The following is a 12,389-nucleotide window of genomic DNA, read 5'->3' as shown; positions in this document are numbered from 1 at the left end:
CCTTTCCTGCGCGACTTTCGCTGATCCGAGCTTACCGGGACGCCCCGGCTTACTCTTCCCAGCGCGCCCGGTAGTACGCGATGCGTTCGTGGTCGGGTGCCACGCCGTAGGCGTCGAGCAGCGCGTCTTCCTCCACGGTGGGGAAGTTCCATGCCAGCGACATCGTCACCACGGCGAGATCCGACCACCGGTCGGCCACGCCAAGGTCACCGAGGTCGACGTGCCCGCTGCAGTCACCGTCGGCACCGATGAGGGTGTTCGGTGCGCAGGCGTCGCCGTGGCAGACCACCAGCCGGTCGGCTGGCGGCGCATCCGCAGGCACCCAGGACGGCGGCCCGAATGGGCAGCCCGCGACGGGCAGCGTGTCGTGCAACCGGCGTAGCCCGGCGCCGAGCGCACGGGCGGCCGCGACGGGCCGCGCCGCCCAGTAGGGGTCGACGGCCGAGCGGCCGGGAAGCGCGGCGGTGTGTAGCCAGCCGTGGCCCGTCGACAGCACGCGCGGCACCGGAACGAAGCCGGCGGCCCACCGCAACCTGATGGCCTCGGCGACCAGCAGTGCGGCGTGTTCGTCGGGATGGACCTTCACGAATTCCCTGGCGAGCGACCCGGTCCCGGCCACCGCGAACGTCACCCCGCCGAGTTCGTTGACCCAGACGGCGGTGACCGGCCGGCCTTGCGCAATCTCGGCGACGGCATCGGGGACCGGCACCGGTGCGGTCGGGAAGGACATGCCCACACCCTTCCACCGGTGCCGCGGGGGGCCTTTCGCACCGGTGCCGAAGGTGACGGCACTAGGCTGGCTGGTTGTGGAGCCGGTATACGGGACTGTGATCAACCTCGCCCGCTGCGTGTGGTGGGCGCAGGGATTGAAGTTCACCGTCGCCGGCGTGGAGAACCTGCCTGTTACCGGCGGCGCGGTCATCGCGATCAATCACACCAGTTACTTCGACTTCACCTTCGCCGGTCTGCCCGCCTTCCGGCAGGGCCGCGGCCGCAAGGTCAGGTTCATGGCCAAGCGGGAGGTGTTCGACTCCAAGGTCAGCGGGCCCATCATGCGCAGCCTGCGGCACATCCCGGTGGACAGGGACAGCGGCGCCTCGTCGTTCGCCGAGGCCTGCCAGCGGCTCAAGGACGGTGAGCTCGTCGGCGTCTACCCCGAGGCGACCATCAGCCGCAGCTTCGAGATCAAGGACTTCAAGTCGGGTGCGGCGCGGATGGCGATCGCCGCCGACGTCCCGATCATCCCGCACATCGTCTGGGGCGCCCAGCGGATCTGGACCAAGGGCCACCCCAAGAACATGAAGCGCCCCAAGGTGCCCATCTCGGTGGCCGTCGGCGAACCGATCCTTCCGACGCTGCCCGCGACCGAGTTGACCGCACTTCTGCATTCGCGCATGCAGCATCTGCTCGAGGAGGTTCAGGACGCCTACGGGGAGCATCCCGCCGGTGCGTTCTGGGTGCCGCATCGCATGGGTGGTGGCGCGCCGACGCTGGGCGAGGCCAACCAGATGGATGCCGACGAGGCCGCCGAGAAGGCCGCCCGGCGTGCGCAGCGCCTCGACCCGGACGAGCGCTCGGGGTAGTGGCATGGAACCGGTCTTCGCCAGTCTGGAGATCGCGGGCAGAACGGCGGTGCGGGCCACCGGAACGCGGATCACCTATCAGGGTCTGGAGCACATTCCAGCTACCGGCGGTGCCGTGATCGCGATCAACCACACGAGTTACGTCGACTTCTTGCCCGCCGCCCTCGCGGCGATGCACCGGGGGCGACGGTTGAGGTTCATGATCAAGGCGGAGATGCAAGGTGTGAAGATCGTGGACTTCTTGATCAGGCACTCGAAGACCATTCCGGTGGACCGGCGCGCCGGTGCCGGGGCCTACGGGGTCGCCGTCGAACGGCTGGCCGACGGCGAGTTGGTCGGGGTGTACCCGGAGGCCACGATCAGCAGGAGCTTCGAGTTGAAGGAGTTCAAGACCGGCGCGAGCAGGATGGCGATGGAGGCGCACGTGCCGGTCGTTCCGCTCATCGTGTGGGGCGCTCAGCGGATCTGGACCAAGGATCACCCGAAGAACGTGGGCCGCAGGAAGATCCCGATCACCGTGGCGGTCGGACCGCCACTATCCCCGAAGGGCAGCGCAGAAGAACTCATGGACGAGCTTCGCGACACGATGACGACGATCCTGCACGCCGTGCAGCAGGACTACGAGCACCCGCCGGGTGCGTACTGGGTGCCGCGCAGGCTCGGTGGCAGCGCGCCGACGCCGGCCGAGGCGCGGGCACTCGAGGAGGCCGAGCTCGCCGAGCGGGCGCGCGGACAGTCGGAGAACCACTAGTGCTGCCTGCGCTGATCGCGACCGACGTCGATGGCACGTTGCTCGACGACGACGAGGAGGTCACACCGCGGACCAGGGCCGCCGTTCGGGCGGCGGTCGCGGCGGGGACGCAGTTCGTCCTGGCCACGGGCCGGCCGCCGCGCTGGATCGCGCCCGTCGTCGACATGCTCGGGTTCGCCCCGATGGCGGTGTGTGCCAACGGCGCCGTCGTCTACGACGCCGCCACCGACCGCATCCTGTCGGCGCGGACGTTGTCGGCCGACGTGCTGACCGAACTGGCCGAGATCGCGACCCGCGTCATCCCAGGGGCTGGTCTTGCCGTCGAGCGCGTCGGCCGTACTGCACACGACGCGGCGACGCCGCAGTTCCTGAGCTCGCCCGGCTATGAACACGCCTGGCTGAATCCCGACAACACCGAGGTCTCCATCGACGACGTGCTGGGTGCGCCCGCGGTGAAGTTGCTCATCCGCAAGGCCGGCGCGCGCAGCGCGGACATGGCTGCTGCGTTGGCTCCGCACGTCGGCATCGAGGGCGACCTGACGTACTCGACCAACAATGGCCTGATCGAAGTCGTCCCGCTCGGCGTCAGCAAGGCGACCGGGGTCGAAGAGGTCGCGCGTCCGTTGGGCATCACCGCCGAGGACGTGGTGGCGTTCGGGGACATGCCGAACGACATCCCGATGCTCAGGTGGGCCGGTCTTGGGGTCGCGATGGGCAATGCGCATCCCGAGGCGATGGCGGCGGCCGACGAGGTCACCGCGCCCAACACCGACGACGGGTTGGCCAGGGTGCTCGAGCGGTGGTGGCTCTAGCTCCGGTCGTCGATCGGGGTGAAGCGTTCGAGCTGCACGGGTGAGTCGCCCTCGGTCAGGGGGATCTCGAGCGCGATGCCGTCGAGAACGCGGGTGACGGTGCCCTTCTCGCGGTCGAAGTTCAACGTGCCGTGTTGGAAGTTCTGCACGATCCACAGCGGCTCCTGGATCTCGCCGCTGGTGGGCAGGCCCAGTGCGCCGCGCTCGAAGCCCAGCTTGCCCCAGGCCTCGTAGATCGCGCCGGTGACGGGTTCGGCGCCGCTCTCGGGCGACCAGTACAGCGCGCCCTTGGCGAATGTCACGTAGCGCGATGACCCTTCGCCGACGGTCTCCGGTGTCTTCGGTGCCCCGAGGGCGCTGGTGTCGCCGCCCATCTGGGCCCACTTGAGGAAGATCGCGCCGCCGCGAAGCGTGTCCGAGAGATTCGGGGGTGCGATGGGGGAGTTGAAGTGAGCCGCGGTGTCGCGCAGCAGGTCCATTTGGGCGTAGGCCGCGTTGCCGGGACATTCGGTGTTGCCGACGTCGCGGTGGGTGAAGATCGTCGGCAGCGTCGGGGCCACCCCGCGGGGGAAGTGGGTGAACGACCCGCCCGACGAGGTGAGTACGACGGTGCCCTTGGGGTCGACGTGGTCGAGGCCGAGGCGCCAGCCCAGCAGGCGGCCGGTGGTGCGCAGCTGGATCGGGGTCGGGGGCACGGTCTCGAAGTCGCCGATCATCGCCACGCCCCAGGTGTCCTGGTTGAACCCGCCGGTGTGAGCGCCTTCGACGGGGCGGTCGATACCGCCGGCCCGGCCTTCGAATACTTGGCCGAACTTGTCGACGAGCGCGTTGTAGGCGATGTCGCACCAGCCGAGTGTTCGGGTGTGGTACTCGAAGATGGAGCGGACGATCCCGGCCGAGTCCTGCGGGGCGTAGTCGTTGCTGCCTGCTGTGTGGTGGACGATGCCGGCGCGAACTGCGCTGTCGTACACGATGTTTCCGCATGTCTTGGAATCGTCGGCGCCCCACTGGGCGCGGGTGATGACAGGGGGTGGCACTCCTGGCGGGGTGGCGGCTTCCGGTGGGGTGAAGGTGATGTCGACCGGCGCCTGCGGAGGGCTGATCAGAACGGCGCTGAAGTCTTGCGCCAGTGGATGTTCCACGTTGACGGGCAGGTAGCCGAGGTCGGCCCTGGCGGGGTCGTCGGAGGGGCCTGGCCGCGGGCCGACGGGCGTGCGGGTGGCTCCGGTGGGTCTAGTGACGGCGATCTGCACGTCGGTGGTGCGACCGACGAAGATGGGGTCGGTGCCGGTCACTCGGGTGGGCGCGCAGCGATCCGGGGGAGTGCACTGGCCCCCGTTGTCGGGGCCGACGCCGTCGAGCGCCTCGGCCTCGTACCAGGGCCCCCAGGAGCCGTCGGCCTTCTTGGCGCGCACGCGGGCCGAGGTGCCGCTGAGGTCGTCGGCGGTGAGGGCGACCATCGAGAACGGGGTGTCCTGGTGGAGGTCGCGGATCGTCTCGCCGCCGCCGAGTCCGGTGAGGGGGCGTTCGACGATGAGCGGCGCGGTGGCCTGCGGTGCCTCGTCATCGCCGGGCGTTCCGTAGACGGCCCAGGGCAGGATTACGGCCGTCGCCGCCACGGCCGAGAAGAGCAGCGACGGTACTTGGCGGCGGTACGGCACGGACTGATGTTACGTATGTGTCGGGTGTTACCAGTGTTTCGACACGACGGAGATGGGGTACGTCCGGCGCGCAACGGCACCGCAGAGCGCGGATTGGCTTCTGCGGTGCCGTTTCGCGGCGGGTCTAGCCGGGTTCTAGGCGGGTGGCGCGATGGCTGGGGCGGCCGCGGGTACGGCACCCTTCATGGCCGAGGTGATGGCGGGCATCACCATGCCCTTGAGCAGATCGATGGCCTGACCTGCGCCCAGCGTCTGAGCCGCACTGCTGAGGTCACCCAGCAATCCCCCGCTGGCGGCAGGGGGCGCGCCGAGTCCGAGGGACGGGTCGCCGCCGAGAATCGGATAGGTCCCGGCGGTCGGGTCCAGCCCGATCGGATCGGAGATCGGGATCTCGCCAGGCAGGCCCGTGGTGTTGGCGATCGGCGTCGTCAGCCCGGGCAGCGTGCCCGTGGGGCTGGTCAGCGACGGGCTGGTCAGCGCGGGATTGGTCAGCGACGGGTTCGTCAGGCCGGGGTCGGTGAGGCTCGGGCCGGTGGCCGTCGCGGCAGGCACGGTGAGACCGGGGGTGGTCAGGCCGGGGGTGGTGAGACCGGGGGTGGTGAGACCGGGCGTGGTGAGGCCCGGCGTGGTGAGACCGGGCGTGGTCAGGCCCGGCGTGGTGAGACCGGGGGTGGTCAGCCCGGGGGTGGCGAGGGCTGGGGTCAGGCCGGGGGTCGTCAGGCCCGTCGGGCTCAAGCCCGGCGCGGTCAGGCCCGGCGAGGTCAGGCCCGGCGAGGTCAGCGTCGTCGCCGACGGCAACTCGGACCCGGTCAGAAGGCCCGTCGGCAGCGGCGGCAGGTTGACGCCGAATTGGGACAGCCCCTGGGTCAGCGCTCCGAGCAGTTCGTTGGGCAGATCGGTGACGAGTGCCGCCTGAACGAACTCGCGGTGTTGCGGAGCGGTGGTGGTGGACGCGTCGGAAAGTGCAACGAGTGCAACTGGACTTGCGACTGCCACGGCGGCGACTGCGCTCATGGCTGTCGAGAGCTTGCGTCGACGACGGTTAGGCACGGAAGTCTCCTCAGTATTTCTTGGACCGTGTTCGTGTGGACCGTTTGATGGACCGAATATCCGGGCTACGACGGTTCGGCTGCTACGCGTTCGATGGTACGGCTGGGACTGGAGTGTCTAGAGTGACGATGCGGAATCGTGAGCGAATCGCGACCTAGCGCGTACCGCCCGACGGTCGCCAGATCCGTGCCCTCCGTCGGATACCCTTGCTGCCGATGATCTCCCCTGCTACCCCGGTCGCGTCGCTCCATCCCTCCGGAACCCGGTTTGACCTCATAGTCGTCGGCTCCGGCTTCTTCGGCCTGACGATCGCCGAACGAGTGGCGACCCAGCTCGACAAGCGCGTGCTCGTCCTGGACCGCCGACCTCACATCGGCGGCAACGCCTACTCCGAGCCGGAATCCGAGACCGGCATCGAGATCCACAAGTACGGCGCCCACCTGTTCCACACGTCCAATCAGCGGGTGTGGGACTACGTTCGGCAATTCACCGACTTCACCGGCTATCAGCACCGCGTATTCGCGCTGCACGACGGCCAGGCCTACCAGTTCCCGATGGGCCTCGGCCTGGTCTCGCAGTTCTTCGGCCGCTACTTCACCCCCGACGAGGCGCGCACGCTGATCGCCGAGCAGGCCGCCGAGATCGCCACCTCCGACGCCACCAACCTCGAAGAGAAGGCGATCTCGCTCATTGGGCGGCCGCTCTACGAGGCGTTCATCAAGCACTACACCGCCAAGCAGTGGCAGACCGATCCCAGGGATCTCCCGGCGGGCAACATCACCCGGCTCCCGGTGCGCTACACGTTCGACAACCGCTACTTCAACGACACCTACGAGGGCCTGCCCGTCGACGGCTACACCGCGTGGTTGGAGAACATGGCCGCCGACGACCGCATCGAGGTGCGCCTCGACACGGACTGGTTCGACGTCCGCGACCAGCTGCGCGCCGAGAGCCCGGACGCCCCTGTCGTCTACACCGGCCCCCTGGACCGCTACTTCGACTACTCCGACGGCAGGCTGGGCTGGCGCACGCTGGACTTCGAGCTCGAGGTGCTGAGCGACTGCGGGGACTTTCAAGGCACCCCCGTCATGAACTACAACGACGCCGACGTGCCCTACACCCGGATTCACGAGTTCCGGCACTTCCATCCGGAGCGTGCCTACCCGACCGACAAGACCGTCATCATGCGCGAGTACTCGCGGTTCGCCGACGACTCCGACGAGCCCTACTATCCGATCAACACCGAAGCCGACCGCGCGCTCCTCGGCGCCTACCGAACGCGGGCCAAGGCGGAGACCGCATCGGCGAAGGTGTTGTTCGGCGGTCGCCTTGGCACCTACCAGTACCTCGACATGCACATGGCCATCGCCAGTGCGCTGAACATGTACGACAACACGCTGGCGCCGCACCTGCGCGATGGTAGTGCGCTGTCCGCCCAAGAAGACCGAGAAAGCAGCTGAGCATGAGTGACATTCCGTCGGGCGCGCTCGACGCCGGACAAGACAAGGCAGTCAGCCTGCTGTCCCGCATCATCCTGCCCCGCCCTGGCGAGCCGCTGGACGTCCGCAAGCTCTACATCGAGGAATCGAGCACCAACGCGCGCCGGGCCCACGCGCCGACCCGCACCACGCTGGAGATCGGCACGGAGTCCGAGGTGTCGTTCGCCACGTACTTCAACGCCTTCCCCGCCAGTTACTGGCGGCGGTGGTCGATCCTGGAGTCGGTGGTGCTGCGGGTCGAGCTGACCGGCAGCGCGCGCGTCGACGTGTATCGCTCCAAGGCGACCGGCGCCCGGATCACCGTGGGCGGCAGCGCCGTGTCGAGCGTGTCCGCCGACACCCCCGCCGTCATCGAGTTCGAGATCGGACTCGACCCGTTCGAGGACGGCGGCTGGATCTGGTTCGACATCACCACCGACGCCAACGTGACGGTGCACAGCGCAGGCTGGTACGCGCCGATCGAGGCACCGAGTCGCGCCAACGTGGCCGTCGGCATCCCGACGTTCAACCGGCCGTCGGACTGCGTCAATGCGCTGGCGACGCTGACCTCCGATCCGTTGGTGGATCAGGTGATCACGTCGGTGATCGTGTCCGATCAGGGCACCAGCAAGGCCAAGGACCATCCTGACTTCCCCGACGCTGCGGCCGCACTTGCCGGCCGCCTGACGATTCACGACCAGCCCAACCTCGGTGGCTCCGGCGGCTACAGCCGCGTCATGTACGAGGCGCTGAAGAACACCGACTGCGAACAGATCCTGTTCATGGACGACGACATCCGCATCGAGCCCGACTCGATCCTGCGGGCGCTCGCGCTCAACCGGTTCGCCAAGATCCCGACCCTCATCGGGGGCCAGATGCTGAACCTGCAGGAGCCGAGCCACCTGCACGTCATGGGCGAGATGGTCGACGCCGAGAAGTTCATGTGGACCAACGCAATCAACACGGAGTACGACCACAACTTCGCCAAGTACGCGCTCAACAACGAAGACGAATACCGCAGTCGGCTGCTGCACCGGCGCATCGATGCCGACTTCAACGGCTGGTGGATGTGCATGATCCCACGTTCGGTCGCCGAGGAACTCGGCCAGCCGCTGCCGCTGTTCATCAAGTGGGACGACTGCGAATACGGGCTGCGCGCGGGTGAGCACGGCTACCCGACCGTCACCCTGCCCGGCGCGGCGATCTGGCACATGGCCTGGAGTGACAAGGACGACGCCATCGACTGGCAGGCCTACTTCCACCTGCGCAACCGGCTGGTGGTGGCCGCCATGCACTGGGACGGCAAGGTCTCGGGCCTGATCGCGAGCCACCTGAAGGCGACGATCAAACACCTTCTGTGCCTTGAGTATTCGACGGTCGCCATTCAGAACAGGGCGATGGACGACTTCCTCGCCGGGCCCGAGCACATCTTCTCCATCCTCGAGTCGGCGTTGCCGGAGATCCGCGCGATGCGCCAGCAGTACCCAGATGCGGTGGTGCTGCCCAGCGCGACGTCGCTGCCGACGCCGTCGGACAAGCGGTGGCGCAAGAAGATCAAGATCCCCGTGAGCCCACTGGCGATCTCGGTGCGCCTCACCCGCGGTGTCGTCCACCAGCTGAAGCCGCACGATCCCGAGCATCACCAGCGGCCGCAGATCAACGTCGCAACTCAGGACGCCCGCTGGTTCTCGCTGTCGCGGGTCGACGGTGTCACCGTCACCACGGCAGACGGCCGCGGCGTCGTCTTCCGCCAGCGTGACCGCGCGAAGATGTTCGAGTTGCTCCGCGAGTCGTTGAAGCGACAAGCGTTGCTGGCCCGCAAGTTCAACCGGATGCGACGGGTCTATCGCGAAGCGCTGCCGGTGCTGTCCAGCACGCAGAAGTGGGAGACGGTCCTACCGCCATCGCCGGCGGACGTGACCCGGTGACCGACACCCCGATGGGCGAGGACGCGGTTCTGGTCGCCGTCCAGACCACCCTCGCGGGGCGACCGGGCGTCCTGTCCGGCGCTCGGGCGCTGTCGCACTTCGGTGAGCACAGTGCGGGCTGGGTGGGCGTCGCCGTTCTCGGGGCCGCGCTGCAGCCCAAGCGACGGCGGGTGTGGTTGACCGCGGGGGTCGGTGCGTTCGCGGCCCATGCCGCCGCCGTCGTCATCAAACGCGTCGTGAAGCGGGAGCGCCCGCACCACGAGGCGATCGTGGTCAACGTCTCGACGCCGAGTCGGTTGAGCTTTCCGTCTGCGCATGCCACGTCGACGACGGCCGCGGCGATCCTGCTCGGCCGCGCGACCGGACTTCCGCTGCCCTGGGTGCTAGTGCCGCCGATGGCGCTGTCGCGCTTGGTGCTTGGCGTTCACTACCCGACGGACGTGCTGACGGGGGTGGCCGTGGGCGCCGTCGTCGCGAAGGCCGTCGAGGTCGCCGCGGATCGAGTGGACCGAAAGGAGACAGCGTGAGCGCCCGTGAGTGAAGAGGCGCCGCCGGTCGCGGGTCCGCCCACGAACCTGTTCTCGGGTGTCGTCAAGGCGATCCGACCGCGGCAGTGGGTGAAGAACCTCCTGGTGTTCGCGGCGCCGCTGGCGGCGCTCGGTTCTCTGTCGAACGATGCGGAGTACGACTACCGCAACGTGCTCATCAAGGTCGGCCTCGCGTTCGTCGTGTTCAGCCTCGGCGCCTCTTGCATCTATCTGATCAACGACGCCCGCGACGTGGAAGCCGACCGGGCGCATCCCACGAAGCGCAACCGACCGATCGCCGCGGGCGTGGTTCCGGTGCCGCTGGCCTACGGATTGGCGGTGCTGCTCGGCGTCGCATCCCTTGGCATCGCGTGGTTCGTCACCCCCAATCTGGCCCTGGTGATGGCGATCTACATCGCGGTCCAGCTTGCGTACTGCTTCGGCCTGAAACATCAAGCGGTGCTTGACATCTGCATCGTGTCCTCGGGCTTCTTGATCAGGGCGATCGCCGGCGGCGTGGCCGCCAACATTCCGCTCTCCCAGTGGTTCCTGTTGGTCATGGCCTTTGGTTCGCTGTTCATGGCGGCGGGCAAGAGGTACGCGGAATTGCAACTCGCCGAACGCACCGGCGCCAAGATCCGCAAGTCGTTGGAGAGTTACACCAGTACGTACCTGCGCTTCGTGTGGACGCTGTCGGCCACCGCGGTGGTGCTCTGCTACGGCCTGTGGGCGTTCGAGCGCGACCGAATGGCGGGCGGATCGCTATTCGCCATCTCGATGGTTCCGTTCACCATCGCAATCCTGCGCTACGCGGTGGACGTCGACGGTGGCATGGCGGGCGAGCCCGAGGACATCGCCCTACGTGACCGGGTGCTGCAGCTACTGGCGGTGGCGTGGATCGGAAGCGTCTGTGCCGCGGCCGCCTTCAGCTGACGGGCCGACGCCCGCCTCGGCGGGTGGGAGCGCAGCGACTCGGGGATCTGTCTTCGCGCGCCGAGCAGCGCGCTGGCCCACGTTTGCCTACGGTTTGTCGGTACGGGTCAGCTTGTGGGTGAGCACCATTCTGGTGGCCTCGCTCTTCGCCTGGGGCGCCTGGCAACGCCGTTGGATCGCCGACGACGGCCTGATCGTCCTGCGGACCGTCCGTAACCTGTTGGCAGGCGACGGGCCCGTTTTCAACGCGGGTGAGCGCGTCGAGGCCAACACGTCGACGGTGTGGACGTACCTCGTCACGCTCGGCGCGTGGATCGGTGGCCCGCTGCGGTTGGAGTACGTGGCGCTGACATTGGCGCTGACCCTCAGTGTCGCCGGTGTCGTCTTCGTCATGCTCGGCACCGGTCGGTTGTATGCCCCAGGGCTCCGCGGCAGACAGGCCCTGCTGCTACCCGCGGGCGCGTTGGTCTACATCGCGATCCCCCCGGCGCGGGACTTCGCGTCGTCCGGGCTCGAAAACGGTTTGGTACTGGCGTATCTCGGCCTGCTGTGGTGGATGATGGTGTGCTGGTCGCAGGCGCCGAGGGTGAATCCGGCTCCGCCACCGCCAAGTCCGCGGCCGCTGCGGGTCGATCCCGCGGAGGAATCGCCGCGCAACGCCGCGGGCCCGCTGTTCGAGGGAACGTTGGCGTTCGTCGCGGGCCTGAGCGTCTTGGTGCGACCCGAACTCGCCCTGATCGGCGGGCTCGCGCTGGTGATGATGCTGGTCGCGGCGCACGGCTGGCGGCGGAGGCTGCTGATCGTCGTCGCGGGCGGTTTCCTACCCGTCGCCTACGAGGTGTTCCGGATGGGTTACTACGGGTTGCTGGTGCCGGGCACCGCGATAGCGAAGGATGCATCCGGGTCGAAGTGGTCGCAGGGCTTCGTCTATCTGGCCAACTTCAACCGGCCCTACCTGCTGTGGATTCCGGTCGTGCTGCTCGCGGGTCTGGGGCTGATCCTGCTGGCGGTCCGCAGCCTGCTGTGGCGCAAGCGTGGGCCCGGCCATGGTGGGCGGCGCAGGCTGGTCAGCGTCGTCCAAAGCCCAACGGCGGTCGTGGCTTTCATGCTCGTCAGCGGTCTGCTTCAGGCGGTGTACTGGCTTCGCCAGGGCGGTGACTTCATGCACGGACGGGTGCTGCTGACGCCGTTGTTCTGCCTGCTGGCGCCGATCTCGGTGATCCCGGTGGTCCTGCCGTCGGGCATGAAGGCGGTTCAGGGGCCGGGCTATCTGCTTGCGGGTGCCACCAGCGTGTTCTGGTTGGCGATCGTGGGATGGTCGCTGTGGGCGGCGAATTCGCCGGGGCTGGGCGCGGATGCGACGCGGGTGACCTACACCGGCATCGTCGACGAGCGCCGCTTCTACGCGCAGGCGACCGGTCACGCGCATCCGCTGACGGCGGCCGACTATCTCGACTACCCCCGAATGCGTGCGGTGCTCACCGCCATCGACAACACCCCGGACGGTGCCTTGCTGCTTCCGTCCGGCAATTACGACCGGTGGGACGTCGTGCCCGCGAAACCGCCACCGCCGCCGCCCCCGGGCGCCCCGCCGCTCACCGCGGCCGAGCGCCGTGGACCGCACACCGTGTTCTTCACCAACCTCGGGATGCTCGGCATGAACGTC

At 68.3% G+C, this 12,389-nt stretch carries 11 protein-coding genes; 8 read left to right on the top strand and 3 right to left on the bottom strand.

Annotated features, from left to right (window positions below):
• Positions 1 to 49: 49 nt before the first annotated feature.
• Positions 50 to 730 (bottom strand): phosphotransferase, encoded by a 681-nt coding sequence (locus tag ABW137_RS33075; RefSeq protein WP_526406709.1) that lies wholly within the window; start codon positions 728 to 730, stop codon positions 50 to 52.
• 76 nt (positions 731 to 806) lie between these two features.
• On the opposite strand from ABW137_RS33075, the gene ABW137_RS33070 reads away from it, so the two are divergent.
• Genes ABW137_RS33070 through ABW137_RS33060 form a run of 3 tightly spaced genes read left to right on the top strand, consistent with a single transcriptional unit; the run spans position 807 to position 3,146 of the window.
• Positions 807 to 1,583: a lysophospholipid acyltransferase family protein gene (locus ABW137_RS33070; RefSeq protein ID WP_526406750.1), complete on the top strand. Its 777-nt coding sequence runs from the start codon at positions 807 to 809 to the stop codon at positions 1,581 to 1,583.
• Positions 1,584 to 1,587: 4 nt separating this feature from the next.
• The gene (locus tag ABW137_RS33065) at positions 1,588 to 2,334 is read left to right on the top strand and encodes a lysophospholipid acyltransferase family protein (protein ID WP_526406707.1); all 747 of its coding nucleotides are present in this window, start codon (positions 1,588 to 1,590) and stop codon (positions 2,332 to 2,334) included.
• Positions 2,334 to 3,146 carry a Cof-type HAD-IIB family hydrolase gene (locus ABW137_RS33060; RefSeq protein WP_526406705.1) on the top strand — a complete coding sequence of 271 codons (813 nt, stop codon included), beginning with the start codon at positions 2,334 to 2,336 and terminating at the stop codon, positions 3,144 to 3,146. The genes ABW137_RS33065 and ABW137_RS33060 overlap by 1 nt, the downstream gene beginning before the upstream one ends.
• Here the strand turns inward: ABW137_RS33060 and ABW137_RS33055 are convergent.
• On the bottom strand, positions 3,143 to 4,807 hold the full coding sequence (locus tag ABW137_RS33055) for an N-acetylmuramoyl-L-alanine amidase (protein ID WP_526406703.1): 1,665 nt from the start codon (positions 4,805 to 4,807) through the stop codon (positions 3,143 to 3,145). The two genes, ABW137_RS33060 and ABW137_RS33055, sit on opposite strands and share 4 nt — an antisense overlap.
• Before the next feature lie 135 nt (positions 4,808 to 4,942).
• On the bottom strand, positions 4,943 to 5,857 hold the full coding sequence (locus tag ABW137_RS33050) for a hypothetical protein (RefSeq protein ID WP_526406701.1): 915 nt from the start codon (positions 5,855 to 5,857) through the stop codon (positions 4,943 to 4,945).
• A 215-nt stretch (positions 5,858 to 6,072) separates the two neighbouring features.
• Between ABW137_RS33050 and glf the strand changes: the two genes are divergently transcribed.
• From glf to ABW137_RS33025, 5 genes are all read left to right on the top strand, one after another.
• The gene (gene glf / locus ABW137_RS33045) at positions 6,073 to 7,317 is read left to right on the top strand and encodes a UDP-galactopyranose mutase (RefSeq protein WP_526406699.1); all 1,245 of its coding nucleotides are present in this window, start codon (positions 6,073 to 6,075) and stop codon (positions 7,315 to 7,317) included.
• 2 nt (positions 7,318 to 7,319) lie between these two features.
• On the top strand, positions 7,320 to 9,263 hold the full coding sequence (locus ABW137_RS33040; RefSeq protein WP_526406697.1) for a glycosyltransferase family 2 protein: 1,944 nt from the start codon (positions 7,320 to 7,322) through the stop codon (positions 9,261 to 9,263).
• Positions 9,260 to 9,790 carry a phosphatase PAP2 family protein gene (locus tag ABW137_RS33035; protein ID WP_526406695.1) on the top strand — a complete coding sequence of 177 codons (531 nt, stop codon included), beginning with the start codon at positions 9,260 to 9,262 and terminating at the stop codon, positions 9,788 to 9,790. Before ABW137_RS33040 ends, ABW137_RS33035 begins: the two co-directional genes overlap by 4 nt.
• A gap of 6 nt (positions 9,791 to 9,796) precedes the next feature.
• Complete coding sequence (locus ABW137_RS33030) at positions 9,797 to 10,723, top strand: decaprenyl-phosphate phosphoribosyltransferase (protein ID WP_526406693.1); 927 nt, start codon at positions 9,797 to 9,799, stop codon at positions 10,721 to 10,723.
• The coding region (locus ABW137_RS33025) for a hypothetical protein (protein WP_526406691.1) at positions 10,701 to 12,389 on the top strand (1,689 nt) is incomplete at its 3' end. The genes ABW137_RS33030 and ABW137_RS33025, both read left to right, overlap by 23 nt.

The sequence above is a fragment of the Mycobacterium sp. genome, from assembly GCF_040509115.1.
GTDB lineage: Bacteria > Actinomycetota > Actinomycetes > Mycobacteriales > Mycobacteriaceae > Mycobacterium.
This window is presented reverse-complemented; position numbering and strand designations above follow the sequence as displayed.